The sequence below is a fragment of the Gracilibacillus xinjiangensis genome, from assembly GCF_042651765.1.
Classification (GTDB): domain Bacteria; phylum Bacillota; class Bacilli; order Bacillales; family Amphibacillaceae; genus Gracilibacillus; species Gracilibacillus xinjiangensis.
Genome location: NZ_JBHSDT010000008.1, coordinates 642,111 through 667,601, shown reverse-complemented (window position 1 = coordinate 667,601; position 25,491 = coordinate 642,111). Strand labels below are relative to the sequence as shown.

Sequence of the window (25,491 nt, the reverse complement as noted above, 5' to 3'; positions counted from 1 at the left end):
AGAATATATTTTTTATCCCATAACATCTACAAAAACAGTCCATTGGAAAACTGACCCTACAATCTTTCCTATCACTATTGCCATCAGTAACCAAAGTAATTCGCGATCAATGCCTAGCCTCTTCATTAAAATCGGAAACACATTTAATACTTCTGTTAAACCTGCTGCCAACATTCCTACAAAGACTCCATGTAATAATCCCCATAATATTAACAGGAAGGATGGGAAACTAAATGTAATACTTGTAAAAGAAAGAAATGTACCAAGTAAGGCACCGATGATAACACTTGCCTGATATGAATGCAGGAATTCACCAGATTTACTCAATTGAACCAGCCTCGGGATAATTCCAAGGACTGTTAGAAATGCAACAAAGCCAGATCCTACCATGATTCCTGTTCCAAAACCAATTACTATTTCTACGAGAAAAATACGGATAGCATCAATCATCACGTTTTGTTATCACATTTTCATGATAAATTAAATAATTATCTAAATCCTGTTGATAATTAAACATCTCTACTTCCAAAGGGCTTGGCTCTTCATTAAATCGCTTCTTAAAGATATGATTGAAAAAAAGTACCATCCCTAATCCCAATCCAAAAGAATAGGGAATCTGTATCAGTAGGGGTTTGTTAACTCTTTCGCCTGTTAACAGATATGCTAAACTCTGTTGAACTTGCTCCATGCTAACATCATAATGAAAGTTCATAATTGCCATAGCTGATCCAACACACAGAAGCAGCCAAATTGCTGTAAGGACAATAATATTCACCTTTTTAGTTTGCTTCTTTATTTCTACAATAATTTGATTTGGACCAATCAACTCAAAAGTAATCGCTGGGTAAGCATGGATGAGCTGCTTTAGTAAAAGAAAGCCATCAATAACTGATACGTTTTTGTCCTTATCGGTAATTTGGTATATCTCTAATTCATTTAATCTAGATAAGCCACTAATATTTCCGGTTATATAAGCAATATCAGATAATTTCAAGAGATGGTTTGGATTAACGGCTATTTTCTTCTTAAGGCGAAGGTAAATCTTCTCTTCCATTCTTTCCTACCTCCTATTCTTTCTTGTTTTTAGTATGTAAATATCTAATTAATTTATACAGACCTGCAATGTTCCTTCCTTATATTGAAACAACGATTAATTCAAAGCGAATACATGAAATTAAATATAAAAAAAGTATCAAATGATATGATCATTCGATACTCTTACATCTTTTTGTAAAATATCTTTAATCAAAGCTATTAATTCAACATTTCTTCTTTCATTTTCTCCAGTATTTTCTTCTCAATCCTTGATACTTGAACTTGGGAGATACCTAATCGGTTGGCAACTTCTGTTTGTGTTTGATCTTTATAATACCTTAAGTAAACAATCAGTCTTTCTCTTTGATCAAGATCATTGATTAATTGTTCCATTGTCATTTTATCAAACCAGTTGTTGTTTGAGTCTGCAATCTGATCGAGTAATGTGATAGGATCACCATCATTTTCAAATACTGTTTCATGTATCGATTGCGGTTTTTTCGTCGCTTCTTGGGCATGGATAATTTCCTCTGGACTTATTTCTAGTTTAATCGCAATCTCCTGAATAGTTGGTACCCTTCCTAACTCCTTTGTTAACTCATCCGTTGCTCTTCTAATTTTGTTACCAATTTCCTTTAAAGATCGACTTACCTTCACAGTACCGTCATCTCTGATAAAACGTTGTATTTCACCAATAATCATTGGTACGGCATATGTGGAAAACTTTACATCATATGTGAGATCAAATTTATCAATTGATTTCAATAATCCAATACAACCAATTTGAAATAGATCATCTTGATCATAACCTCTGTTTAAAAACCGCTGAACTACAGACCAGACTAAGCGGATGTTTTTTTCAACTAAAATGGTTCTGGCTGATTCATCCCCTTGTTGACTTAATTCAATGTATCGTTTGACATCTTTATCATCCAATGTCTGCGCATTTTGTATTTTTGTCATTGGCATCACCTAATTACAAAAACTTTTGCTTGTCTGAAAATCTTTTATCATTGTTACTTTGGTTCCAATGCCAGGTTCTGAATGAACATTCACTTTGTCCATAAAGTTCTCCATAATGGTAAAACCCATCCCTGATCTTTCTAATTCAGGTTTCGATGTGAACAGTGGTTCTTTTGCTAAATCAATATTATCGATACCGATTCCATTATCCTCAATTGTAATGGAGAGTGTGCTATCAGTTATTTCACATTCTATATAAACGGTTTGATCAGGATCTTCGTCATACCCATGAATGATTGCATTCGTAACTGCTTCCGATACAACAGTTTTAATTTCTGTTAATTCATCCATTGTTGGATCAATCTGCGATACGAACGCAGCAACAGTAACCCTCGCGAAGGCTTCATTTTCACTAATACTTTTAAATTGTAATTGCATTGAATTATTCATGATGCCACCCCCAAAGTCAATAAAGCAAAAGCTTCATCTTGCTCTAACCTAACGATCTTAAATAACCCTGACATTTCAAATAATCTTTTAACAGAAGGCGAAATCGAACAGACTACCATTTCTCCCCCTAGTTGCTGAACTTCTTTATACCTCCCAAGAACTACGCCTAAACCGGAACTATCCATAAAATGAAGATTGGATAAATTCAAAACTATATGCTTTGTTTGATGCTTCTGAATCTGTTCTTGCCATTCTATTTTTAGTCTTGCAGCAGAATGGTGATCCAGCTCTCCTTCTAACCGAACAATTAATACATTCTCCATTGCAATAAATTCTGATACTAATTGCAAACTAATCCCTCCCAAAGTTTATAATAATCTTTATTTCTATATAACCATCAGGTAATCCTTCTACATGACAAAAGTAGAATTAAATCGATTTATTTCTTGCGATTATTTACTTAAAAATGATCCAAGTATTCTTCCAACTAATTGAAAAATACCGGATTTTTCCATATCTTCTTTTATCACTAACTCTGTTTCACTAATTAGTTGGTCATCTTTTTTAATTAACAGTTTGCCAACAGAAGTGCCCTTTTTTAAAGGCAATTTAATATTCTGATCTATTTTTACATCTGTTTCAATATTCGTTAAATCTTCCCCTTTTTTATGCAAAATGGAAATAGAATCATTTGTAACTACATCTACTTTTGAATTTTCTGCTTTCAGCCATTCAAAACTTGTAACTTTTTGATTTTTTTCAAATAGAGATTTTGTTGTGTACTTACTGTAAGCATAATCTAGCATTGAACTAATATCACTGTTACGATTTTTAGTCGTATCTGCTCCCATTACCACTGCAATAACTCGCATTCCATCTTTTTCTGCAGTTGCAGTCAAACAATACTTCGCTTCATTGGTAAAACCCGTTTTCAGTCCATCAACACCTTCGTAAAACTTCACTAATTTATTGGTGTTGACCAACCAAAATTCATTATCTTGCCCTTTTCTTAGGTAGTCCTCATAAATACTTGTATATGTTGTGATGTCGTCATATTTTAAAAGTTCTTTCGCCATTAAAGCCATATCTTCCGCCGTACTGTAATGATTTTCGGCAGGTAAGCCTGTAGTATTTTGAAATAAAGTATTTTTCAATTTCAGCTCTTTCGCTTTTTGATTCATCATCTCTACAAATGCTTCTTCACTACCTGCAACTCTTTCAGCTAATGCAACGGAAGCATCATTGCCTGAAGCAACCGCAATACCTTTTAATAAATCATCAACTGTCATTTCCTCTCCAGCTTCCAGGAAGATTTGCGACCCTCCCATGGAGGCAGCTTTTTCACTGACTCTAACCTTTTCAGAAAGAGACATATTCCCATTCTCCAGTTCTTCCATAATTAATAACATTGTCATAATCTTAGTCATGCTTGCAGGGGGAAGAACTTCTGTTGCATTCTTTTCAAATAATACTTCTCCTGTATCCCGTTCAATTAGTATGGCGGATTTAGAGTTTTCTGCTAAATCTAATGAACCTGATTCATTAACTGGTTCATGATGTGTTGCAAACAACTCCCCCCCAATACTTGTACTGAAAATTATGGAAAAGCAAATGATAATTTTTAACCAACTCTTTAATTTATTCAACTCTCAAACACCTCCGATTATTAACAATATCTATTTTTACCAAAATAAGCTAAATTTATAACAAAAAAAGATGATTTCCAAATGGAAATCATCTTTCTTCCTATGACTTATTTAATTACATCATAAATCATCCTATTTCTCTTAATTGGTTGCTCATTAATCGTAAAAGCACTTCGGAGCAGCTTCGTTATTTCATGATTCTCCTGTTTATCTGTGTGGAGTGTTGCAATTACTTCATTCTCTTTTACTATATCACCGATCTTCTTGTGTAACGTGATCCCAACTCCATGATTAATTGAATCATCCTTCGTTGCTCTTCCAGCACCTAAATGCATTGCTGCAATTCCGACAGTCTCTGCATCCATTTGATGTATATAACCTCTTGCTGTTGAAGTTACCTCCACATGATAGGAAGATGTCGGTAATTTATCATAATCTTCGATAACGGAAATATCCCCATTTTGGGCTTTTATAAAATTTTTAAATGCTTCGAAAGCTTTCCCTTCATCGATTATGCGTGACAATTCAAATGTAGCTTTATTATAATCAGGATATATTCCTGCCAATATGGTCATATGTGCCGCTAATTCTATTGCTAGTTCTCTTAAATCTTCTATTCGTTCACCTTGTAAGACTTTGACAGCCTCTTTCACTTCATTCGCATTACCGATCTCATATCCTAATGGTTGATTCATATCACTAATTACTGCAATAGTATTTCGATTTAATTGTTTACCTATTGTTACCATTTCTCGTGCTAACTTTTTCGAATCTTCTAATGTCTTCATGAAAGCCCCAGATCCAGTCTTCACATCTAAAACGATACTATCCGCACCTGAAGCAATTTTTTTACTCATGATTGAACTGGCTATTAATGGGATTGAGTCAACAGTAGCCGTTACGTCTCTCAATGCATACAACTTCTTATCTGCAGGTGCTAAATTACCAGTCTGCCCAACGACAGATAGCTTAAATTTATTTACATTATAAATAAACTGCTCATTTGTTAGTTCTACTTTAAAACCCGGTATTGATTCAAGTTTATCAATTGTCCCACCAGTATGTCCTAATCCGCGTCCTGACATTTTAGCTACTGGAATTCCCGCTGCTGCAACTAATGGCGCCACAATAAATGTTGTTTTGTCACCAACTCCACCAGTCGAATGCTTATCAACCTTGTGTCCTTTAATTGCTGATAAATCAATTATTTCACCTGATTCAACCATATATTTCGTCAAATAAGCTGTCTCTTCCTGATTCATGCCTTGAAAATATATCGACATCATTAATGCTGATATTTGATAGTCTGGAATATTCTCTGCCATGTAATTTTCGATAAAAAACTTTATTTCTTCCTCTGACAATACATTTCCGTTTCTTTTTTTGGCTATCAGATCTACCATTCGCATTATAATCCACCCTTTACAATAATTAATGAGGCATATTCTTAATAATTTCTCGAACTAGACGAATGAAATCTTCCTTGACTTTTTCTGTTGTTTCCATTACTTCCTGATGGCTAAGAGGTTGATCGAGAATACCTGCAGCCATATTAGAAATACACGATATTCCAAGAACATTCATTTTCGCATGGTTAGCAACAATTACTTCTGGAACAGTTGACATTCCTACAGCATCCCCACCTAATAACCGTAACATTCTAACTTCTGCCGGTGTTTCATAGGAAGGTCCTGAATTAGCAATGTAAACACCTTCCTTAATGGAAATATTCAGCTGATTTGCACATCGCTTTGCTATTCCTATTAATTGTTCGTCATACGCTTTTGACATATCAGGGAACCTTTCACCAAGTGCCTTATCGTTATGTCCTATTAAAGGGTTTGTTCCTAAATTGTTAATATGGTCTGTAATAATCATTAGGTCACCAGCTGAAAACTTTTCATTAATTCCACCTGCAGCATTTGTTACAATCAAATGATTGATTCCTAATAATTGAAACACCCGGACCGGGAATGTTACCTGTTCCATGGAATAACCCTCATAATAATGAAAACGCCCCTGCATTACTACAACATTTACGTCCTCCAGTTTCCCGAAGACCAATCTCCCATGGTGTCCTTCCACTGTCGAGACGGGGAAATGAGGTATATCTTTATACTCAATGGCTGTTGTTTCAGTTAATTCTTCAGCCAGTACACCAAGACCGGAGCCTAAAATAAGACCAGTCTCAGGCACATTATTAACTTTCTCCTTAATATATTGAATAGACTCCTCTATTTGACTGTGATTCATTTTGACACTCCTTTATTTATAAAGATCCCTAAGGAAACTTGTTCCATGTTTAGGAAGATCCACTTTGAAATTTTCTGCAATAGTCGCACCAATATCAGCAAATGTTTTTCTAATAGGCAGTTCCTTACCATTTGCTCCTTTATAATACAATAATAATGGTACATATTCTCTAGTATGGTCAGTTCCATGATGAGTAGGATCATTCCCATGATCTGCAGTTAATATAAGCAGGTCACTTTCTGTTAATCTCTCCAACATTTCCGGCAATCTCTGATCAAAACTTTCTAACGCATCAGCATAACCATCCGGATCCCTTCTATGTCCATATTTTGCATCAAAGTCCACAAGGTTAAGAAAGTTTAATCCATGAAAGTCCTGATCCATAGAGTCAATAAATTTTTGCATACCATCATCATTGTCTTTTGTTCGAATTGCTTTCGTTACACCTTCCCCATCGTATATATCTGTTATTTTACCTAGTGCAATAACATCTAATCCAGCATCCTTTAATTCGTTCATAACTGTATGACCAAAAGGCTTTAATGCATAGTCATGGCGGTTAGAGGTTCTTTCAAAAGCACCTGGTTCCCCAACAAAAGGTCTTGCGATCACCCGTCCTATCATATATTTTTCATCAAGAGTTAATTCTCTAGCTATTTCACAAATGTTATAAAGCTCATCAATTGGCACAATGTCTTCATGTGCTGCAATCTGAAGAACAGAATCTGCAGATGTATATACAATTAAGCTTCCAGTTTTCATATGTTCGTTCCCTAATTCTTTAATAATCTCTGTACCTGATGCAGGTTTATTTCCAATTACTTTACGACCAGTTCTTTCTTCAAGATCCTGGATCAGTTCATCTGGGAACTTTTCAAATGTCCGAAATGGTGTATCAATATGTAATCCCATAATTTCCCAATGGCCTGTCATAGTATCCTTACCATTCGAGGCTTCTTCCATTTTCGTGTAGTATGCTAATGGCTGCTCACTTTTCTCAATACCTTTAATTTCACGAATATTGCTTAAACCTAAAGCGCCTAAATTAGGCATTTTCAGTCCATTGCGATATTCTGCTATATGCCCTAAAGTATCTGCACCTTTATCATTAAATTTATCGGCATCTGGCGCCTCACCAATCCCGACTGAATCTAATACAATTAAAAAAATACGCTTAAAAGCCATATAAATCCCTCCTGTCCATCATTACCCTTTATCATAACCGAATAAGCCAAAATATTGCATTCTTTTAGAGTACTGGTTCTAGTCTCTTTTTGATAAAATAGAAAAAACCACGCTTTTTATCGTGGCTGCTCAAGCTCTAGGATGATGAGCTTTATAAATATCCTTAAGTCTTGACTTCGATACATGTGTATATATTTGTGTTGTGGATATATCAGCATGGCCGAGCATTTCTTGCACAGCCCTTAAATCTGCACCATTTTCTAATAAATGTGTGGCAAAAGAATGTCTCAATGTATGTGGCGATATCTCCTTTTCAATCCCAGCATCTTTTGCAATTTGCTTAATATTTTTCCAAAATCCTTGTCTGGAAAGAGCACTGCCATGGTGATTTACAAATACTTGTTCTGTTTTCTTTTGTTTAACGAATTTAGGTCTGCTCCGCTCTAAATACTGCTCAATTGAATCTTTAGCTACATCTCCCAATGGCACTATTCTCTCTTTAGAACCTTTACCGAAGCAGCGGACAAAGCCCATTGATAAATGCAAATCAGCTAAAGTTAAATCAATTAGTTCGGTTACACGCAATCCAGTCGCATACATTGTTTCAAGCATTGCTTTGTTTCTTAGCGAGAATTTATCCCCGTCATTAAAAGTTAGTAAGCGATCAACTTCCCCGATAGATAGAACCTTTGGTAATTTACGATTGGTTTTAGGTGTTTCAATATGTATACTGGGGTCTTCTGGAATCTGATATTCTCTCATCAAAAAAGGATGAAACAATCTTATTGTTGATAACACCCTGGCTAAAGTCGCACTAGATTTACCTAGATCATTTAATTGGTATAAGAATTGCAATATATCATGCCTTGAGACACTTTCCCATTTAACTATTTCTCTCTGCTTCAGAAAAATATAATATTGCTTTAAATCCCTTTTATATGCTTGAATTGTATTGGAAGACAATCCTCGTTCAATTTGTAAATAATGAAAGAAATCTTCCATTGCATATTGCATGTCATCCATGACTATTCACCCAATCGAAAGAAAATATTTAAACGTTCCCACAAGTCATTATCTTCTTGATGAAAAACTTTGACTGCACTGCCTTGCGGTACATCATACCGATCTAATTTTTCATATTCCTGGTGCAATGCCTTTATAACATAATAGAATAAAAAGGTACAAAGTACAAAAATGATAAAGACTTTGCCAATCTCATATATTGCCCGAAAAATTGTTTGCATCATAACATTCTCCTAATAGAAATTATTATTCTATTAGAATTTATGCCAAAAAATAGAGAAAATATACCTATCAATTTTCTTCTTTAATCTGACATTTTCGACAAATACCATGGAAAGTTAATCGATGGTCTTTCACAAGAAAACCCCAATCTTTTTGGACAATTTCTTCTACTTCCTCTAGCAAATCGTCCATAATTTCCTCAACAGAACCGCATTCTGTACAAACCAAGTGATGATGGAAGTGTTTTGCGCCTTCTTTCCGAAGGTCATATCTTGAAACACCATCACCAAAATTTATTTTATCGACTACTTTTAATTCCGTCAGTAATTCTAAAGTCCTATAAACAGTCGCTAAGCCAATTTCTGGCGCTTTTTCTTTAACTAATAAATATACGTCTTCAGCACTTAAATGGTCTTCTTCTCTTTCCAGAAGTACCCTTACTGTCGCCTCTCTTTGCGGCGTTAATTTGTAGCTTTGCGCATGCAATTCCTTCTTAATCCGGTCTAAGCGGTGTTCCATGTGTAAGACCTCCCTCACATTCCCAATTATAATTATCGAATGGATAGGTGTCAATTAAAATAATTATAAAAAGATAAAATGTATTAATTACTAATTTAAATTTATTATTATTTAATAAAATAATCAGAAATCATCTGCATTGATTTGTAAGAGATTACACTTTCAAGTCCCGCAGCAATTGTCGCTCCTACAGTTAGAATAAAGAATAATCCAATATACCGATAAAATACTTGTATTACAGGTATTTTGTATCTCTTAGAAAATATACTCTGCAATAATGTAAAGGAGAATATCATTGCAAAAGCACTAGCAATAATATATATAGGAATGATTACCATATTCTGTGCTGCAATAGAAGAAAAGGATAACATTAATCCTTTTAAACCAAGCTGGTTAACAAAATAGCCTACTGTAAAGCCGACAGCAACCCCTTTTACAAATAATAAAACCCAAATTATCGGAAGTCCAATAACTGCTAAACCAAGGAAGAAAAGCAATGCCAAAAACTGTATGTGGTAAAGCATGGCATTTTTAAATAAATCCGTTTGCACTATATTGTCATCATGGAGAAAATTCAGAAAGAAATTTTCTAAATAAAAGTATAAGTCTTGCTTTTGAATGAATGACATACTGTTTACAATAATAGCACCAAATATAATGCCAGTTAAAAATAAAATAACAGTAAAAATATAAATGGTATAATATTGATTTAAATGATTCACAATTATATTTCTTTTTTTAGGCATAACCTTCACATCCTCTATTCATATTCTCACTTAAATCTATGAACAGGATGATAGAAATAGAACTGTTTCATTTTCTCTTTTTTTAACTTAACCATTTACCATATTTGCCGCCGCCACCTTGCTCTATTTGAACAATACCATTTCTAATATTCATAATAGATTGGGCTATTTGTTCTCCTGCTACTTCTGTTAGATGGACTTGTGGAACATAGTGTATTATGTTCATCTCATTCTGAAAGTGATCCAATAGTTTTTCAATCGTCTTCTTGCCCAAACCTGGAATATATTCCAATGGCACCTGATAAATGTACGGTGGACGTTCGACTGAACATTTACTATCGTTTGCTAATTCATTTATTCGATCAGACACCCCTTTGATTATACTCGTGGAACCGCAACTCTCACATGGTGGTGCGGTAATAGGTGTTAAGCAATTCTTACACACAGTGGCATAATACTTTCCTAATTTAGGGTGCATGCCGTAATTCGCCATAATCTTGCGGTTGTTTTTCTGTTGTAGAACGTTTTTCCATTCTAAAAAAGTAGGTTCATCCATTTGAATTAATTGATACTCTCTTCCAATCTTAGCAAGGGAATGGGCATCAGAATTTGTTAGAAAAGAATAATCATGAAGCTCTTTTATTTGGTCGGCCATATATGTATCAGAACTAAGCCCTAATTCTACACCATCAATTAAGTCCGGATCAAACACTTCCCGTAGCGACTGTTTAACCCCTTTACCAAACATGCTTTTAAATGGAGTAAATATGTGAGCAGGTATGAAAATCCCTTCTAGCTGTTTTACTTTTGCTTGTAATTCTGCTGCTGTCCCGTAAAACCGCTGGGAACTTAATTCAATATTTTTCATATGTTGGCTTAACCAAGCTGAAAATTGTCTCATTGCCTCCATCTTCGGCAAATAACATAACACATGAATAGGACCATGGCAGTTGCTATCATATATTTCAATTTCACTACCTAGAAATAACGTAGTATTTTTATACCTGATCCCACCATCCTTCTGTTCTGCTGCTAATCCTTTGACAATGTTGTCCTCTATTTCTTCTAAAACAGTTGGTGCATGACAATCAATCACTCCAACCACATGCATCCCTTTTCGATCAGATGCTTCTTTTAGAATATTTGTTATCGTTAGTGTTTTTGCCCCAGTTATTTTTACAGGTTTACCGTATTTATTCCTGCCAACATGAATATGCAAGTCCGCAAAAAATTGTCCCATTCTTATTTCATACCTTTACTCTTTATATATTGGATTGCAAAAGCTGTTTTTGCATCGTGAATATGTTCGCTTTCCATTAATTTTTCAGCCTCGGTGATAGAAAGTTCCATTAATTCTACAAATTCATCTTCATCTAAAGCTTTCTTTTCTCCTAGTTTTTTTAAATTTGTCGTTTCATATAAATAGATAATTTCATCGGCAAATCCCGGAGAGGTATAGAATGATGTGACATACTTTAAAACATCTGTTGTAAATCCTGTTTCCTCCTCTAGTTCCCGAATAGCCGTGACCTCTGGAGATTCACCTTCTTCTAACTTACCTGCAGGAATCTCAACTAATTCTTTTTCTAACGCTTTTCGATATTGTTTCACAAAAATTATCTTATTATTCTCTGTAACTGCAATAATTGCCACAGCTCCAGGATGCTTTATGATTTCTCGGGTAGATGTTTTCCCGTTTGGCAAAGTTACTTCATCTAGCTGAAGATTTATTATTCTTCCATTATAAATCTTTTTACTACGAATCGTTTTCTCTTCAAAATTCATTATTCTTCATCCTTTCATCTACATTAATTGTATTTCTTTTTAAGAATATATACAATTGAAATGAAATGATCATTGGAAGGAAAGGAGTTTATTATGATTTATAACAAACTGGGGAAATCTGATTTAAATGTTTCTCAACTCTCATTAGGCTGTATGTCGCTTGGAACAGATGTAAAAGAGGCACAAAAGATCATTGACCTTGCAACCCATAAAGGGATTAATTACTTAGACACAGCTGATTTGTATGATCAAGGAATGAATGAAGAAATAGTTGGTAAAGTAATTAAAGATAAGAGAAAAGATATTATACTAGCAACAAAGGTTGGTAACCATTTAAAAGAAGATGGCAGTTGGTATTGGGACCCATCAAAGGCCTATATAAAAGAACAAGTGAAAAACAGCTTGCGGAAATTGCAAACAGATTATATCGATTTATATCAGCTCCATGGCGGAACAATCGAAGATCCGATTGATGAAACAATCGAAGCTTTTGAGGATTTAGTGAGAGAAGGCATCATCCGTTATTACGGTATATCTTCAATTCGGCCAAACGTAATTAAAGAATATGTTAACAAATCTAATATAATAAGTGTAATGATGCAATACAGTATTTTTGACCGCCGTCCTGAAGAAGAAGTATTAAGCCTTTTGAAAAGGAATGAAATTAGTGTTGTTACAAGGGGCACTTTAGCTAAAGGTATGTTAAGTTCTCAAGCATCTTCTATCATTGAAAATAAAGCAAAAAGTGGGTATTTAGATCATAGCCAGAGTGATCTGTATAATGACGTAAACCAATTGGGACATTTATTAGAAGAAGGCCAAACTCTTAATGGACTAGCTATAGCTTATGTACTAGCAGAGGATCCGGTGGCATCTGTCGTAGCAGGTGCAAGCTCAACAGAACAATTAAGTGATAATCTAAATGCACTTTCTCAACGTTTTGAATCTGAGCAAATTTCTAAAGTGAAACAACTAATTAAACAATATAATTATACTCAACACCGATAATGGTAAACCAGTTAGAGGGGAGAATGTAAGATCCCCTCTTAACGTTTGGAAATAATTTGGTGGACTTACGGACAGTTACTTCCAGTTTTGGTTATTGCAGAACTGTAGTCGGTATAATTGGATTTAACACACCTTCAGGGCTTGTTAATCGAAATGTCTGACCATTAAATTCCAACGTCATGTTTTTAGCGAAAAAAACTTTTTGCTGGTAATGCACCAGTACTGGAAGTTGCTCACATGTTATCGATATATAATCGGTACCCTCCTCTTTTTTCCACTTAATTGTTGGCATACCATTTACACCACAACCGCATCCTTCTGTATCATAGGTTAGGGCCAGATATTGCTGATTATCTTTTCTATATTCTTGTAATTCATCCAGTGCTTGCTTAGTTATTGTTAATTCCACTAGTAATACCTCCTCATTTTTTCTCGAATTGATTTCGCAACATTCTTTCCATCCATTTAGGGGCGATTTGATATAAGATTGATCCTGCATGCATCCAGATAGGCAAGTTTATTTCACGTTTATTTGTAAATAATGCCCGACGAATCTTAATCGCTACTTTAATCGGATCCAGCATATAACGTGCCACACTATTTTGATACTTCCCTGAGGGATCTGCCTGTTCAAAAAAAGCTGTTTTAACTGGTCCGATATTAACAGTTGTTACATTTACTTTTGTGTTAGCAAGCTCCATTCTAAGGGCATTGCTAAAGCTAATGACAGCGGCTTTGGTTGCAGAGTAGACCGCAGATTTAGGTGTTGCTATTCTGCCAGCTTGTGAGGCAATATTAACAATATGTGCATCTTCTTGCAGTTTCAAAACTGGCAGAAAGCGATAACTCAGATACATTAAACTATTTATGTTTAATAAGAGCATCCGTTCTGTCTGTTCCCAATCCATTTTCTCAAATAATTGAAAGATTCCGAAACCAGCATTATTTATTATCGCGTCAACTTTTGGCACTGAGCTAATTATTTCATCTATAACTATATCCACTTGTTTTCGGTCTGTTAAATCTACAGTAAAAAAATACGATTCCTGCTTATATTCTTCTCTTATTTCATTTTGTAATGATTGAAGTACATCACCAGATCTGGCAAGCATAATGGGAATCGCCCCATTGCTAGCTATTTCCTTTGTAATTGCTTTACCAATACCTGAAGAAGCTCCAGTTATTAACACTATTTTCCCTTTTATTTCATTCATTTAACATCACCATATTCATTGTATCACTCAAAAGGATGCTAGGCGAATCTTAATGTTTATTAATACATTTAAAAAAATTGCATACTATGAATGGAATAAGAAATCAATTTGACATGTTTACAGAAATCAAGCAAAATAAAAGAATATATTGTTCTTTAGGGAAGTTTTGCAAATAAAGGATGGGGGAAACACTGTGAATACAATCATATATGCCCATAGAGGGGCCAGCAAGAAAGCTCCTGAAAATACCATGCCAGCATTTGAAATTGCTTATGAATTAGGTGCAGATGGGATTGAAACAGATGTACAACTAACTAAAGATAATATACCAGTACTAATTCATGATGAAACATTACGCCGTACTACGAATGGAATTGGATTCGTCCAGGATTATACATACGACGAATTAAAGAAATTTGATGCAGGGTCTTGGCATTCGGCGACCTTTCGCAAGACAATAATCCCCACACTTGATGATTTATTAGCATGGAATCAAATGAAACAATTAAAACTGAATATAGAATTGAAAAATAATTTGATTGAATATCCCAACATAGAAAAAATAGTTTGTGAGAAAATAAAAGAATATAATATGGATAATAATTCAGTAATATCTACATTTAATAGTAAGAGCCTGAAAAAAATCAGTAAGCTGAAATACAGTATACCAACAGCTTTCTTAACGAGCAGACGTTCTAGAGAATTAGTTGAATTAGGGAAAGAGTTAGGTGTGAAAGGTTTGCATATCCGTTATCGACTCTTATCAAAAAGATTGGTAGAGAGAGCAATTGAGAATAATTTATATACTGCTGTTTACACTGTTAATCAACCATTCTCAATCGCGAGAGTAATGAGGAACAACTGCTATGCCCTGTTTACTGACGTACCGGATTTAGCAATATCAGTGAGAAATAGATTAGGTCAGATAGACAAATGAAGGAGTGGCAACATCTACATGAAAGTGGTTTTTTTAGGGACAGGGGCAGGTTTACCCAGCAAAGAGAGAAATGTCACATCAATTATTTTAGACTTATTACAAGAGAATCAAGAGATGTGGATGTTTGATTGTGGTGAAGCAACCCAGCACCAAATATTAAATACTAACATTAAACCAAGGAAAGTGACGAAAATCTTCATTACCCACTTACATGGTGATCATATTTATGGATTACCTGGATTTCTGAGCAGCCGCTCCTTTCAAGGCGGGACAGATCCGGTTACTATCTGCGGACCGCCAGGTATCGAACAGTTTGTCAGGACAAGTTTGCAAATTAGCCAAACCAGATTGACCTATCCATTAGAATTTATAGAAACAAGAGATGGATTAATATATGAAGACAGCCGGTTTAAGGTAACCGCCCAAGCACTTGATCACGGCATACTTAGTTACGGGTATCGCATTATGGAAAAGGATTTACCTGGAGCTTTACTTGTGGACAAACTAAAAGAACACAACATCCAGCCTGGCCCCATTTATCAACAAATAAAAGCGCAACCGGCAGTTACTTTACCTAATGGAGAAGTCCTGGAAACAGCTCCATTTATCGGGGAACCTAAGCGAGGTAAAATCGTAGCTATTTTTGGTGACACACGGTATAAGAAAGATCATTTTTTCCTAGCAGAGAATGCAGATGTTCTCGTTCATGAGGCAACTTTTTCAGCTAATCAAAGTGGTCTAGCAAAGGATTATTACCATTCAACAACCGCTCAGGCAGCTTCGTTAGCAAAAAAAGCGAAAGTGAAAAAACTTATTTTGACACATATTTCTGCTAGATTTCAGGAAGATGAGATCGAATCACTACTAGGTGAAGCAACTTTAATTTTTCCAAATAGTGTAATTGCAAAAGACTATACCTGGTTTGATGTATAAAACCAGGTATAGTCTTTTTTTAGAACAAGCTTAGTTGATATGTGACATCTTCTTTCTTTTTTGCATCTTGTATAGTAATTCCCAGTAACCGAATAGCTGCACCATTCCAGTGCTGATTTAATAACATTTCACTATAATAAAAGATATCGTCTTTCGAATAAATGTATGTGGAAAGCTTCATTCTTCTTGTAATAGTTTTCCGATCATAGTACCTGATCATCAACTGAACAGTATCTCCAACTGCATCTTTTCGCTCCAGCCTTGTTGCAACATTTTGGGCGAGATCATTCAATTTAATAATCAGTTCTTCATAATCTACGATATCTTTTGGAAATGTGGTTGAACTTCCTATACTTTTAAATGATTCCGCTTGTTCCGGATCCACAGGCCTAGGGTCATTACCCAATGCCCTTGATTTTAATTTTTCACCATTAACACCTAGTAAGGTTTTCAGCAATTGGGAATCAGCTTTTGCAATATCACCAATGTTATTTATCACATGTTTCCTTAATTTCGCTGCTGATTTCTTTCCCACCCCATACATTTCCTCAATAGGAAGTGGCCATAATTTCGAATAAATGTCTCTTTTTCTAAGAATGGTTATTCCATTTGGCTTTTTCATATCAGAACCCATTTTAGCTAGAAATTTATTTGGCGCAATTCCAATACTGCATGGTAAGTTCATTTGCTCCAGAAGCTTATTCTGTATTGATACTGCAAGTTCAATAGGACTCCCTAAATGACTGCATGTTGTAATATCCATGAATGCCTCATCTATGGAGACAGGTTCCACATATGGAGTGTATGTCTCTAATAATTTAAATATTTCTTGTGAAACTTCTCTGTATCTTGGGAAATTAGGTCTTAATACAACAAGGCTCGGACATAACTTCCTGGCTTCCCATAAAGACATCGTAGTTTTTACCCCATATGCTCTGGCCTCATAGCTGCATGTTACAATAATTCCTTTTCGTTCATCAGGATTTCCAGCTATGGCTACCGGCTTCCCTTTAAGTTCAGGATTATCCGCTATTTCAACAGATGCATAAAAACTATTCATATCTACATGGAAAATAACATAGCCATTTTTTGGATACCACTTATTCATACTCTCTCACTTCTTCGTTATATACTTTCTACTTCTTTTACTATTTCTATTATGAGTTCCGGAATTTTCACTAATTGGTCAGTGGATATTCTTTCGCTCGTTGTGTGAATATTTTCATAACCAATTGCTAAATTTATTGTGGGTATTCCCTTTCCGGATAAATGATTAGCATCACTGCCCCCACCGCTAGTTGCTGTGGCTGGTTCAATTCCCATATTTCTCACAGCACGGATAGCCGTTTTTACTACTTGGTCTTCCTCATTAAAACAATAGGATGGATACATTACTTCTGTTTTTATATCAACATTTCCACCCATCGATTCTGCAGTTGTTTCCAGAGCTTTTGTCATGGCCTTTACTTGCTTATCTAATTTATCTTTGGATAATGACCTAGCTTCTGCTATCAATAATACTTGTTCACACACTACATTTGTAGGGCCTTTTCCTTCAAAGCTTCCAATATTTGCAGTAGTCTCTTCATCGATTCTTCCAAGCGGCATGTTGGTTATAGCTTTTGCTGTTAAACTAATTGCTGAAATCCCCTTCTCCGGACTTACACCGGCATGCGCTGCCTTTCCGTATATCGTGGCATAGAGTTTCACTTGAGAGGGTGCTTTGGTTATAATCTGTCCAACTTCTCCATCACTATCTAAGGCGTAACCATATTTAACCGGTAAAGATTTTTCATTAAAGTAGCGTGAGCCAACTAATCCAGACTCTTCTCCACTTGTAATTAGAAAGTAAATGTCCCCATGCTCCATTTGTTTTTCATTTAATAATTGGATAGCTTCCATTATTGCGGCAATACCTGCCTTGTCGTCTGCCCCTAAAATTGTTGTTCCATCTGAGCATATAAAGCCGTTTTGAATACGTGGTTTAATTGCCTTCCCCGGTGTTACCGTGTCCATATGGCATGTGAAATAAATTGATTCTTTCTTCGTATTTCCAGGATAGTGTGCAAGAATATTGCCTGCCTCATGATTTGTATGTTTAGCGGTATTATCTTCTAAAACAGTTAACCCACTTTTTTTAAAGAATCGGAGTAAATAGTTGGCGATCTCTCTCTCATATTGTGTCTCCGAATCAATTTTGACTAATTCCATAAACTGTTGAATAACTCTTTCTGTTCTAACCATTATCTTTCCTCCGATACAAATTTCCTTATTATTTACTTGTCGTTTGGATAAATACCATGTAAAATAAATGATAGTAATGTTGTTAAAGGAGGCTACCTGCATGGCATCAAAACGCGAAAAACGAATTAAATTAATTGTATATATTATGATTATCGCAATGATATTATCCACTCTAACAATGGGACTAGCTTCATTCATCTAAATTGTGAAAAGGAATCAACATCATATGGATGTTGATTCCTTTTTATCCGCCCAGATTATAATAGACGGTTCTTTCTCCTATAAGAAGTATTTATTAAACTTCTTCACAATATTCATCAAACAATTGTTGTAACTTATTAACAACTTCTACTGGGCTGTGTCCTTCAATTTCACTTCTTTCAACCATTTTAAGGATTTTTCCATCTTTTAAAAGAGCAAAAGACGGTGAAGATGGTGCATATCCTTCGAAAAACTGTCTGGCTGTCTCTGTAGCTTCACGATCTTGCCCTGCGAAAACAGTAACTAATTGATCAGGACGTTTATCATAATGGATGGCACTTGCTGCAGCTGGTCTAGCCACACCTCCAGCACAACCACATGTTGAATTTACCATAACTAGTGTAGTACCATCGTGCTCTAACGCTTCTTTAACTTCATCTGGAGTTTTTAACTCTTTGTATCCAGCACCAGTAATCTCGGTTCTTGCAGTTTCTACTATATCACCCATAAATAAATTAAAATCCATGAAGAATACCCCTTTTCCTGTTCATTACTATAATTTTACCAACATACTTTCATTTTTTCAATTAGAACCACTCAGGGACTTTCCATTTTTTTCAAATGATTGGAAGGTTAATTTGAAAGGTTGTACCACTATTGTTGCTCTCATATAAAGATATTTGTCCATCATGGTTTTGTATGATTCGCCGAACTACATTCAGTCCTAACCCTGTACCATTAGATTTAGATGTAGAAAATGGTTCAAATAACGTTGTTTTAATTGCTTCTGGAACTCCTGAACCACTATCTTTAATTCTTAATATAATATGCTGATCCTTTACATGTGACTCTATTTTAATAGATCCGTTAGCTCCAATTGCTTCCAGACTGTTTCTGATTAAATTCAGAAATACTTGTTTTAATTGTTTCGTATCTGCCAGTACTTCTTGTTCTGCTAATTCCATACTGAATTTTATGTTTTTGGCATCAAACGTACTTTGCATTAAAGGCACTAATTCATTCAAAATTTCACTAAGTTGGACGGGCCGTTTCTCCGGTTCCTTCTGATTAGACATAAGTAACATTTGCTCTACAATCTCATAAAGACGCTCTATTTCTTTCATCATTAGATGGAAATTGAATCGTTTCAATTCCTTGTCGGTTAGCGATTCTTGCATTAATGACAAAAATCCGTGAATAACTGTCAAAGGGTTTCTAATTTCATGTGCAGAGGATGCAGCCATTTCTCCAACCAATGCCAACTTTTCAGATTGTATAATCCGTTTCTCCAGTAGAGTGGACTCTGTTATATCTATGAAATAAAAAATTCTACCGGCATTCGAAAAATTGCTATCTTTTAAATGTGTTTGAGAAACTAGAAACACATACTCATTGTTATGTATTGATAGAGATACTTTTTTATTATAATAATTTTCTTCGGAAAAAAACATACGTAATAATGGTTTAGTCCTTACCTCTTCAAAATATACTGGATCACTTAATTTGTTAATATCGATATTAAATAGATTTTTAACAAAAGAATTCGCCATAAATTCCTTATCATTTTTATCATATGTAATAATACCAATTGGCAATGAATTAAGAACTTGTTCGTGCTTTAACTTATCCCGTACAATTTTCTGAAATGATTGCTGGAGGCTCAATGACATTTGATTAATTGATTTAGCTAAGCTTCTGAATTCTACTTGTCTTGGCTGATTTAATATGACACCATAGTCACCATTAGCGATTTTATCAACCTTATCCATCATTTCCTCTATTGGTTTCGTCATATTTTGACTCATGCGATAGGATAAATATATAGATCCGATTATCCCTAAAAATGTTAGCAGCAGTAAAATGACAATAGATTTTTCAATAATCTTAGGAAACGCTTTCGTGTTGTTATCAAACGAATATAATTCCTGGTTTTGTCCAGTTCGTATCTCTTTAATAAGTGATTCGAGTTCTGGCAAATATTCATTACGCAATACATTTTTCGCAGCATCTGCATCATCATATTCTAGTAAACCGCTAACCTTATTTTCAATAATGAAGTCTAATAACATGATTCGATTGTTAAGTTCCTCTAAGCCTTCTGGCAATTCAATAATATCTTCCAAAGACCCTTCTTCTTTCAAAGTATTGACCACTGATGCATATTCACTAATAAAATCTTCATTTGTCGGGTAATCAAATTGTGTTTCAACGAGGTTTTTCTTAATCTGCAATTCTTTCTCCCAATAATTATACCACACTAGCTGCGGGAGATTTTCATCCTTAATCGAATTTGTTACTTTGCTTATTTCATCAATTGATTGAATTAAAAAAATGGAAAAGCCACTAAATATGACCATGATTGTGAGAAGAATCGTTAAAAGCTTATTACGTAAAGATAATTGCTTAAATAAATTACTCATGTAACTCTCCCCAAACTAGAAACAATATTTATGTTTCTGATAATATCTCTTCCTTTTTATTTTCAATAAATAATATTTCTTCATTTGAAAACATACTTCCAAATGGCGCTAATCCATATACACCATCAGTTGTATCAAGGAATTTTTTTTCTGGTTTTACTCCCCCCTTACTCAAGAAGTCTTTTGCAATGGCCGAGTATACTTGCGGAATATTATTAACTACACTTGTCAGAACATTTTGTTTGGCCATGTATGCTTGATCCTCTAAATAGCCAATTACATAAATACCTTCGGATTTAGCAAGGTTGATAACTGATTTATTGTAACTATTTCCTTTAGTGTAAATTATATCCACATCTTGTTCTATCATTTTATTAGCAATTTGTAAAGCTTTCTCATGATCTTCTCTACTGTATACAACATCATACACTAACTCAATATTTGGCTTAGTTGATTTAATGCCTTCCGAAAAGCCCCAGTCCTTATGCTCATTATTTACAGCATCAATGACGCCAACTTTATTTGTTTTAGTCTTTAATGCTGCAGCTATTCCTGCAACATATTCGATTTCTTGATGATCAAAAGTATATACAGCTAAATTGGAATTAGTATATTCTCCGTGAACTGTTACAAATTGTGTCTCTTTATATTGATTCGTCAACTTATAAAAAAATTCAGAAAATTCACGTCCATGTCCAATAACAAGTTCAGTACCATCATGAATAGATTGCATAATTAAATCTTCTAATTCCATATTTATAATAACTTCACTCTCAAGTGTTGCTTCCACATTATAAAGATTCTCGATTTGCATCTTCCCTTTGTATGCTTGGCTGCCCCAACTCTGGTCTGTCACATTATCTGTTGTTAGAATTAGTATTTTTGTTGGTTTTTTTTCTGAAGCGTTCATATCATTCATAATTTGACTTGAACGAAACAATAGAAAGACAAAAAAAACGGAAATAACAATTAAAGTTATTGCCAGAATTAATTTTAATTGTTTATTAGCTTGCATTATAAGCACCCCATTAATAATCTCCATGCTAAATCAACTCTAATCCTGCCTTAATGAGCGCAAGCAGGGAATTAAATAAGAAGTTAATAAAACAGCACTTTAGCATTATATGCACTATTATACATAACTTTTTCCAGTTTGAACATGTATTTTTTACACCATTCTGTCGTTTTCGACAAATTATGCACCTCTTTCATTAAAGCATATTATGAACATGGTCAAGCATATAATGATATAGATTGTCCATTCAAAAATAATAATAAATCAGGAGGCGGAGTTATGTTCATTTTTATGTCTGCGATCGATATCGATTGGATTAGATTATTGCAAATCATCTCTATTGATATCGTATTGTCCGGGGATAATGCGCTGGTAATTGCACTAGCTACAAAAAATTTACCAAAGAAAACTCAAAATAAAGCGATATTAATTGGTGTGGGGGGTGCGATAGCATTACGAATTATTTTTGCAACAGGAATTGTTTATTTACTAAAGTTTCCATTCATATACTTGATTGGCGGACTCCTGTTAATATGGATTAGTTACAAACTTTTAGTCAGTAATGAAGAGCAGCAACATATCGCCTCACATGATTCTTTAACAAAAGCAATAACTACTATTATTACAGCAGATGTTATAATGAGCTTGGATAATGTTGTCGCCATCGCTGGTGCTTCTGATGGAAGTATCGCTTTGCTTTCTATTGGGGTACTCATTAGCATACCATTAATGATTTTTGGTGCGAAATTCATTGTTGTCTTACTAAACAAATATAGCTATTTAATGTACATAGGCTCCGGAATACTTGTGTACACTGGTGCAGATATGATAATTCACGAGCCTTTTATTCTCCACACTTTTCATATTAATCACCATTTAATTACAATCATTCTATCTATTATTTTAACTGTTGGCGTTATATTGAGTGGTTATATCTCCAAACAGCAAAAGACTTAGTTCACGAATTTAATGTCCTTCGATTGATTTTAGCTTTCCGGCCAACTACCGGGATATTCCACTTCCATTTTAATGCTAGCATTCTGATTGTAAAGGTTACGGTTAAACAAATATACAGGCTAATGATTGGTGAAACAAAATCATAACTGATTATTAGTGCGACAGATCCAGCAATTGATGCCATTCCGTAGACTTCTTTACGAAAAACTTGCGGAATTTCCTGGACAAACACATCACGGAGTACACCACCACCAATACCCGTAACTAAGCCCATTGTGATAATTAGAAATGGTTGTGAATACTCGAAGCTTAACACAGCATTTGCTCCAACAGCTGTAAAAACACCTAAGCCGATTGCATCAAAAAATGCAATGCTATGGTTGAATTTTTTTATTCTCTCAAAAAATATGATGGTGGATAAACTAGCTAATAAACTAACTAAAAAATATTGAGGTTCAGCTAAATTAGTAGGGGGGATATTCCCAATCATCAAGTCTCTAATCACACCCCCAGCCAGTGCTGTCGTCAAACCTAATAATAACACTCCGAAAATATCCAATCTTTTTTGTATCGCTAGTAAAGATCCCGATATTGCAAAGGCAATGGTACCGAGAAATACAAACATTTCAATAAGTAACATAGAAACCTCCTATACCTTCATTATGTCAGGCTGATTTGAAGTTTTTATAAACCAAATCCAATTTATTAAATATCCATTGTAATGCTAATCCTTGTATAATTACTCCTATAATAGAAGTAATAGTCAAACATATAATTGTAGGAAAATGCTCAACCGATTCTAAACTGTTTGCAAAAATAAATAAGTGCTTAAAAACTACAATAAGAGCCTCTAACCAGAAGTGGAATTTATTTTCCATTAACCATACAAATAAGGATTCTAATATCAAACTGACAGGAAGAAGAACAATCAGAATAATTTTAGCAAATGCATTCATTTTTTCTATATAAGGCTGAACATAATATTTTGTAATTGTTTTAATTCGAAAAAAATAAATAATACGAACAAACCTTGCCAACTGAAAAAACTGATCAAAAGGTATGATTGCTATGATTAAAAAAGGGTTTTTTTTAATAAATCCCCATTTATCATCAGCTATTAATATCCGAATAACAAAATCTGTGAAGAATATTAACCAAACAATCCAGTTAATCGTTGAATTAACTTCATTATTAGTCCATAATGTTAAAATTGTCATCATAACTAAAACGACCATCAGCAAGTCATATAAGATTTTTAATTTGCCTTGCAATCCTATCCCACCACATCGCTTTAGTATTCGGAATTCCTGTCATTGGTTTAACTAATTCGTTTGCAGCGCAGGGAATTCTTTCATAAAAAAATAATTGAAAAGAAACCCTATGTGAAAAAAAGGGTTTCTCTTCTCAATTAAGTATACGAGATTCATTCATAAAATGAAACTCTTTTTTTCAACTAATAAATTGGTGTTGTATCACTTGAGATATTTTCTAAGATTGCTTTCGCATGTGACATAAATGCACCACATATCACACCATCCAAAACACGATGGTCTAGAGATAAACATAGATTAACCATATCACGTGCAGCAAACATATTATCGATTATCACAGGTCTTTTAACGATTGACTCCACTTGGAGAATAGCTGATTGTGGATAATTAATAACTCCCATTGATTCTACTGAGCCAAATGACCCTGTATTATTAACAGTAAATGTGCCGCCTTCCATATCTTCTTTTGCCAAGTTTCCTGTTCTCGCTTTTCTGGAAAGTTCGTGAATTTCCTTTGCGATACCTTTTATACTCTTTTCATCGACATTTTTTATCACTGGTACATATAATTCATGACCATGCGCAACAGCGATTGATAGGTTTATATCCTTACGTTGGATAATTTTATCTCCTGCCCAGCAGCTATTTAGTTCAGGGAATTTCTTTAACGCTTTAGCAACAGCATTCAAGAAGAAAGCAAAATAAGATAAATTGTATCCTTCATTTTCCTTAAATTGGTCTTTTTCTGCATTACGATAAGCAACTAAATTCGTAACATCAACCTCTATCATCATCCATGCATGCGGAATCTCAGTTTTAGACCGAACCATATTCTGCGCAATGGTTCTGCGCAAGCCGGTCACAGGGATTTCACGATCGCCCGGGTTTACTTTTACTGGTTTTCTACGAATAATAGGTGGTGTAAATTCTTCTGTTGCTTCTTCTTCTAATTTCGATTGATCTTCTAATTCTGGTATTTCAGCCTGTTCAACTTTCCGATCATTATTTTGAATGACTTTTTCGACATCTTTCCTAGTAATTCTTCCACCTTTACCTGAACCGGTAATCTGTGATAAGTCCAAGTCATTCTCTTGCGCTATACGCATAACAGCTGGTGAGTATCTGTTTTTCATCGATGATGATTTATTCTCAACTGAAGTTTCTTTTGCTGCCCCCTTGTCTTGGACCGGTTCACCTGTAACTTCTGATTCAGCACCTTCTACATCTATGTAACACATAAGCTGTCCAACTTCGATTGTTTCATCTTCTTTTGCAATCAATTCTTTAATTACACCTGTATAGGAGGATGGTACCTCCGCATTGACCTTATCTGTCATCACTTCAGCTATTGCATCATATTTTTCAACATAGTCGCCCTCTTTAACTAGCCAGGTACTCACAGTTCCTTCTGTAACACTTTCACCTAGTTGCGGCATATTGATTCGTTGTACTCCCAAAATCATC

Annotated in this window: 30 protein-coding genes; 5 read left to right on the top strand and 25 right to left on the bottom strand. The window is 34.7% G+C overall.

The features are described from left to right. Nucleotides 1-12: 12 nt before the first annotated feature. The 15 genes from ACFOY7_RS14625 to ACFOY7_RS14555 all read right to left on the bottom strand — a co-directional run bounded on the left by ACFOY7_RS14625 (nucleotide 13) and on the right by ACFOY7_RS14555 (nucleotide 11,830). Complete coding sequence (locus ACFOY7_RS14625) at nucleotides 13-450, bottom strand: stage V sporulation protein AB (RefSeq protein ID WP_390252839.1); 438 nt, start codon at nucleotides 448-450, stop codon at nucleotides 13-15. Continuing rightward, complete coding sequence (locus ACFOY7_RS14620; protein ID WP_390252838.1) at nucleotides 443-1,054, bottom strand: stage V sporulation protein AA; 612 nt, start codon at nucleotides 1,052-1,054, stop codon at nucleotides 443-445. Before ACFOY7_RS14620 ends, ACFOY7_RS14625 begins: the two co-directional genes overlap by 8 nt. 200 nt (nucleotides 1,055-1,254) lie before the next feature. Continuing rightward, complete coding sequence (sigF, locus tag ACFOY7_RS14615) at nucleotides 1,255-1,998, bottom strand: RNA polymerase sporulation sigma factor SigF (RefSeq protein ID WP_390252837.1); 744 nt, start codon at nucleotides 1,996-1,998, stop codon at nucleotides 1,255-1,257. A gap of 9 nt (nucleotides 1,999-2,007) precedes the next feature. Next, complete coding sequence (gene spoIIAB / locus ACFOY7_RS14610; RefSeq protein WP_390252836.1) at nucleotides 2,008-2,448, bottom strand: anti-sigma F factor; 441 nt, start codon at nucleotides 2,446-2,448, stop codon at nucleotides 2,008-2,010. Next, nucleotides 2,445-2,798 carry an anti-sigma F factor antagonist gene (spoIIAA, locus tag ACFOY7_RS14605; RefSeq protein ID WP_390252835.1) on the bottom strand — a complete coding sequence of 118 codons (354 nt, stop codon included), beginning with the start codon at nucleotides 2,796-2,798 and terminating at the stop codon, nucleotides 2,445-2,447. Before spoIIAA ends, spoIIAB begins: the two co-directional genes overlap by 4 nt. Before the next feature lie 102 nt (nucleotides 2,799-2,900). Then, entirely contained in the window at nucleotides 2,901-4,094 is a 1,194-nt protein-coding gene (locus ACFOY7_RS14600; RefSeq protein ID WP_390252834.1) for a D-alanyl-D-alanine carboxypeptidase family protein, read from the bottom strand. 107 nt (nucleotides 4,095-4,201) lie between these two features. Beyond that, the gene (locus ACFOY7_RS14595) at nucleotides 4,202-5,503 is read right to left on the bottom strand and encodes a pyrimidine-nucleoside phosphorylase (protein WP_390252833.1); all 1,302 of its coding nucleotides are present in this window, start codon (nucleotides 5,501-5,503) and stop codon (nucleotides 4,202-4,204) included. Between the two features lie 22 nt (nucleotides 5,504-5,525). Next, a complete protein-coding gene (locus ACFOY7_RS14590) occupies nucleotides 5,526-6,347 on the bottom strand; it encodes a purine-nucleoside phosphorylase (protein ID WP_390252832.1) in 822 nt (273 codons plus the stop codon). A 12-nt stretch (nucleotides 6,348-6,359) separates the two neighbouring features. Then, the gene (gene deoB, locus ACFOY7_RS14585) at nucleotides 6,360-7,532 is read right to left on the bottom strand and encodes a phosphopentomutase (protein WP_390252831.1); all 1,173 of its coding nucleotides are present in this window, start codon (nucleotides 7,530-7,532) and stop codon (nucleotides 6,360-6,362) included. A gap of 129 nt (nucleotides 7,533-7,661) precedes the next feature. Continuing rightward, a complete protein-coding gene (xerD, locus tag ACFOY7_RS14580; RefSeq protein WP_390254116.1) occupies nucleotides 7,662-8,546 on the bottom strand; it encodes a site-specific tyrosine recombinase XerD in 885 nt (294 codons plus the stop codon). An 11-nt stretch (nucleotides 8,547-8,557) separates the two neighbouring features. Next, nucleotides 8,558-8,776: a DUF4227 family protein gene (locus ACFOY7_RS14575; protein WP_390252830.1), complete on the bottom strand. Its 219-nt coding sequence runs from the start codon at nucleotides 8,774-8,776 to the stop codon at nucleotides 8,558-8,560. A 70-nt stretch (nucleotides 8,777-8,846) separates the two neighbouring features. After that, entirely contained in the window at nucleotides 8,847-9,296 is a 450-nt protein-coding gene (gene fur, locus ACFOY7_RS14570; RefSeq protein WP_390252829.1) for a ferric iron uptake transcriptional regulator, read from the bottom strand. A gap of 107 nt (nucleotides 9,297-9,403) precedes the next feature. Next, the gene (gene spoIIM, locus ACFOY7_RS14565; RefSeq protein WP_390252828.1) at nucleotides 9,404-10,042 is read right to left on the bottom strand and encodes a stage II sporulation protein M; all 639 of its coding nucleotides are present in this window, start codon (nucleotides 10,040-10,042) and stop codon (nucleotides 9,404-9,406) included. Between the two features lie 82 nt (nucleotides 10,043-10,124). Beyond that, complete coding sequence (locus ACFOY7_RS14560; RefSeq protein ID WP_390252827.1) at nucleotides 10,125-11,282, bottom strand: endonuclease Q family protein; 1,158 nt, start codon at nucleotides 11,280-11,282, stop codon at nucleotides 10,125-10,127. Between the two features lie 2 nt (nucleotides 11,283-11,284). Further along, entirely contained in the window at nucleotides 11,285-11,830 is a 546-nt protein-coding gene (locus ACFOY7_RS14555; protein WP_390254114.1) for an NUDIX hydrolase, read from the bottom strand. A 90-nt stretch (nucleotides 11,831-11,920) separates the two neighbouring features. Here ACFOY7_RS14555 and ACFOY7_RS14550 point away from each other — a divergent pair, with 90 nt between their 5' ends. Beyond that, on the top strand, nucleotides 11,921-12,835 hold the full coding sequence (locus ACFOY7_RS14550; RefSeq protein WP_390252826.1) for an aldo/keto reductase: 915 nt from the start codon (nucleotides 11,921-11,923) through the stop codon (nucleotides 12,833-12,835). Nucleotides 12,836-12,926: 91 nt separating this feature from the next. Here the strand turns inward: ACFOY7_RS14550 and ACFOY7_RS14545 are convergent, their stop codons facing one another. Further along, nucleotides 12,927-13,244, bottom strand: coding sequence for an iron-sulfur cluster biosynthesis family protein (locus ACFOY7_RS14545; RefSeq protein ID WP_390252825.1), 318 nt, complete (start codon nucleotides 13,242-13,244; stop codon nucleotides 12,927-12,929). Nucleotides 13,245-13,257: 13 nt separating this feature from the next. Continuing rightward, nucleotides 13,258-14,049, bottom strand: coding sequence for an SDR family NAD(P)-dependent oxidoreductase (locus ACFOY7_RS14540; protein WP_390252824.1), 792 nt, complete (start codon nucleotides 14,047-14,049; stop codon nucleotides 13,258-13,260). Between the two features lie 193 nt (nucleotides 14,050-14,242). Here ACFOY7_RS14540 and ACFOY7_RS14535 point away from each other — a divergent pair, with 193 nt between their 5' ends. Both ACFOY7_RS14535 and rnz read left to right on the top strand, forming a co-directional pair. Beyond that, nucleotides 14,243-14,986 carry a glycerophosphodiester phosphodiesterase gene (locus ACFOY7_RS14535; RefSeq protein WP_390252823.1) on the top strand — a complete coding sequence of 248 codons (744 nt, stop codon included), beginning with the start codon at nucleotides 14,243-14,245 and terminating at the stop codon, nucleotides 14,984-14,986. A gap of 18 nt (nucleotides 14,987-15,004) precedes the next feature. Beyond that, the gene (gene rnz / locus ACFOY7_RS14530) at nucleotides 15,005-15,919 is read left to right on the top strand and encodes a ribonuclease Z (protein ID WP_390252821.1); all 915 of its coding nucleotides are present in this window, start codon (nucleotides 15,005-15,007) and stop codon (nucleotides 15,917-15,919) included. 19 nt (nucleotides 15,920-15,938) lie between these two features. Here rnz and ACFOY7_RS14525 read toward each other — a convergent pair whose 3' ends face one another. Both ACFOY7_RS14525 and ACFOY7_RS14520 read right to left on the bottom strand, forming a co-directional pair. Next, complete coding sequence (locus ACFOY7_RS14525; RefSeq protein ID WP_390252820.1) at nucleotides 15,939-17,027, bottom strand: DNA polymerase IV; 1,089 nt, start codon at nucleotides 17,025-17,027, stop codon at nucleotides 15,939-15,941. 17 nt (nucleotides 17,028-17,044) lie between these two features. Continuing rightward, nucleotides 17,045-18,163 carry a M20/M25/M40 family metallo-hydrolase gene (locus ACFOY7_RS14520; RefSeq protein ID WP_390252819.1) on the bottom strand — a complete coding sequence of 373 codons (1,119 nt, stop codon included), beginning with the start codon at nucleotides 18,161-18,163 and terminating at the stop codon, nucleotides 17,045-17,047. A 100-nt stretch (nucleotides 18,164-18,263) separates the two neighbouring features. Here ACFOY7_RS14520 and prli42 point away from each other — a divergent pair, with 100 nt between their 5' ends. Continuing rightward, nucleotides 18,264-18,365, top strand: coding sequence for a stressosome-associated protein Prli42 (gene prli42 / locus ACFOY7_RS14515; RefSeq protein ID WP_390252817.1), 102 nt, complete (start codon nucleotides 18,264-18,266; stop codon nucleotides 18,363-18,365). 93 nt (nucleotides 18,366-18,458) lie between these two features. Here the strand turns inward: prli42 and ACFOY7_RS14510 are convergent, their stop codons facing one another. The 3 genes from ACFOY7_RS14510 to ACFOY7_RS14500 all read right to left on the bottom strand — a co-directional run bounded on the left by ACFOY7_RS14510 (nucleotide 18,459) and on the right by ACFOY7_RS14500 (nucleotide 21,799). Further along, nucleotides 18,459-18,890, bottom strand: coding sequence for a BrxA/BrxB family bacilliredoxin (locus ACFOY7_RS14510; RefSeq protein ID WP_390252816.1), 432 nt, complete (start codon nucleotides 18,888-18,890; stop codon nucleotides 18,459-18,461). A 91-nt stretch (nucleotides 18,891-18,981) separates the two neighbouring features. Continuing rightward, entirely contained in the window at nucleotides 18,982-20,784 is a 1,803-nt protein-coding gene (locus tag ACFOY7_RS14505; protein ID WP_390252814.1) for a sensor histidine kinase, read from the bottom strand. A 28-nt stretch (nucleotides 20,785-20,812) separates the two neighbouring features. Next, a complete protein-coding gene (locus ACFOY7_RS14500) occupies nucleotides 20,813-21,799 on the bottom strand; it encodes a BMP family ABC transporter substrate-binding protein (RefSeq protein WP_390252813.1) in 987 nt (328 codons plus the stop codon). 279 nt (nucleotides 21,800-22,078) lie between these two features. On the opposite strand from ACFOY7_RS14500, the gene ACFOY7_RS14495 reads away from it, so the two are divergent. Next, entirely contained in the window at nucleotides 22,079-22,756 is a 678-nt protein-coding gene (locus tag ACFOY7_RS14495; RefSeq protein ID WP_390252812.1) for a TerC family protein, read from the top strand. A gap of 1 nt (nucleotide 22,757) precedes the next feature. On the opposite strand, the gene ACFOY7_RS14490 is transcribed toward ACFOY7_RS14495, so the two are convergent. The 3 genes from ACFOY7_RS14490 to ACFOY7_RS14480 all read right to left on the bottom strand — a co-directional run bounded on the left by ACFOY7_RS14490 (nucleotide 22,758) and on the right by ACFOY7_RS14480 (nucleotide 25,490). Beyond that, complete coding sequence (locus tag ACFOY7_RS14490; RefSeq protein ID WP_390252811.1) at nucleotides 22,758-23,396, bottom strand: trimeric intracellular cation channel family protein; 639 nt, start codon at nucleotides 23,394-23,396, stop codon at nucleotides 22,758-22,760. 25 nt (nucleotides 23,397-23,421) lie between these two features. Next, entirely contained in the window at nucleotides 23,422-24,027 is a 606-nt protein-coding gene (locus ACFOY7_RS14485) for a transporter (protein ID WP_390252810.1), read from the bottom strand. Nucleotides 24,028-24,209: 182 nt separating this feature from the next. Beyond that, nucleotides 24,210-25,490 carry a dihydrolipoamide acetyltransferase family protein gene (locus tag ACFOY7_RS14480; protein ID WP_390252809.1) on the bottom strand — a complete coding sequence of 427 codons (1,281 nt, stop codon included), beginning with the start codon at nucleotides 25,488-25,490 and terminating at the stop codon, nucleotides 24,210-24,212. Nucleotide 25,491 lies beyond the last annotated feature (1 nt).

Excerpts from the sequence above, each read along its gene's own strand:
- ACFOY7_RS14625 (WP_390252839.1), bottom strand. The coding sequence starts at position 450 with ATGATTGATGCTATCCGTATTTTTCTCGTAGAAATAGTAATTGGTTTT.
- ACFOY7_RS14620 (WP_390252838.1), bottom strand. The coding sequence starts at position 1,054 with ATGGAAGAGAAGATTTACCTTCGCCTTAAGAAGAAAATAGCCGTTAAT.
- sigF (WP_390252837.1), bottom strand. The coding sequence starts at position 1,998 with ATGACAAAAATACAAAATGCGCAGACATTGGATGATAAAGATGTCAAA.
- spoIIAB (WP_390252836.1), bottom strand. The coding sequence starts at position 2,448 with ATGAATAATTCAATGCAATTACAATTTAAAAGTATTAGTGAAAATGAA.
- ACFOY7_RS14595 (WP_390252833.1), bottom strand. The coding sequence starts at position 5,503 with ATGCGAATGGTAGATCTGATAGCCAAAAAAAGAAACGGAAATGTATTG.
- ACFOY7_RS14590 (WP_390252832.1), bottom strand. The coding sequence starts at position 6,347 with ATGAATCACAGTCAAATAGAGGAGTCTATTCAATATATTAAGGAGAAA.
- deoB (WP_390252831.1), bottom strand. The coding sequence starts at position 7,532 with ATGGCTTTTAAGCGTATTTTTTTAATTGTATTAGATTCAGTCGGGATT.
- xerD (WP_390254116.1), bottom strand. The coding sequence starts at position 8,546 with ATGCAATATGCAATGGAAGATTTCTTTCATTATTTACAAATTGAACGA.
- ACFOY7_RS14575 (WP_390252830.1), bottom strand. The coding sequence starts at position 8,776 with ATGCAAACAATTTTTCGGGCAATATATGAGATTGGCAAAGTCTTTATC.
- fur (WP_390252829.1), bottom strand. The coding sequence starts at position 9,296 with ATGGAACACCGCTTAGACCGGATTAAGAAGGAATTGCATGCGCAAAGC.
- spoIIM (WP_390252828.1), bottom strand. The coding sequence starts at position 10,042 with ATGCCTAAAAAAAGAAATATAATTGTGAATCATTTAAATCAATATTAT.
- ACFOY7_RS14560 (WP_390252827.1), bottom strand. The coding sequence starts at position 11,282 with ATGGGACAATTTTTTGCGGACTTGCATATTCATGTTGGCAGGAATAAA.
- ACFOY7_RS14550 (WP_390252826.1), top strand. The coding sequence starts at position 11,921 with ATGATTTATAACAAACTGGGGAAATCTGATTTAAATGTTTCTCAACTC.
- ACFOY7_RS14540 (WP_390252824.1), bottom strand. The coding sequence starts at position 14,049 with ATGAATGAAATAAAAGGGAAAATAGTGTTAATAACTGGAGCTTCTTCA.
- rnz (WP_390252821.1), top strand. The coding sequence starts at position 15,005 with ATGAAAGTGGTTTTTTTAGGGACAGGGGCAGGTTTACCCAGCAAAGAG.
- ACFOY7_RS14525 (WP_390252820.1), bottom strand. The coding sequence starts at position 17,027 with ATGAATAAGTGGTATCCAAAAAATGGCTATGTTATTTTCCATGTAGAT.
- ACFOY7_RS14520 (WP_390252819.1), bottom strand. The coding sequence starts at position 18,163 with ATGGTTAGAACAGAAAGAGTTATTCAACAGTTTATGGAATTAGTCAAA.
- prli42 (WP_390252817.1), top strand. The coding sequence starts at position 18,264 with ATGGCATCAAAACGCGAAAAACGAATTAAATTAATTGTATATATTATG.
- ACFOY7_RS14510 (WP_390252816.1), bottom strand. The coding sequence starts at position 18,890 with ATGGATTTTAATTTATTTATGGGTGATATAGTAGAAACTGCAAGAACC.
- ACFOY7_RS14505 (WP_390252814.1), bottom strand. The coding sequence starts at position 20,784 with ATGAGTAATTTATTTAAGCAATTATCTTTACGTAATAAGCTTTTAACG.
- ACFOY7_RS14500 (WP_390252813.1), bottom strand. The coding sequence starts at position 21,799 with ATGCAAGCTAATAAACAATTAAAATTAATTCTGGCAATAACTTTAATT.
- ACFOY7_RS14495 (WP_390252812.1), top strand. The coding sequence starts at position 22,079 with ATGTTCATTTTTATGTCTGCGATCGATATCGATTGGATTAGATTATTG.
- ACFOY7_RS14490 (WP_390252811.1), bottom strand. The coding sequence starts at position 23,396 with ATGTTACTTATTGAAATGTTTGTATTTCTCGGTACCATTGCCTTTGCA.
- ACFOY7_RS14480 (WP_390252809.1), bottom strand. The coding sequence starts at position 25,490 with ATGATTTTGGGAGTACAACGAATCAATATGCCGCAACTAGGTGAAAGT.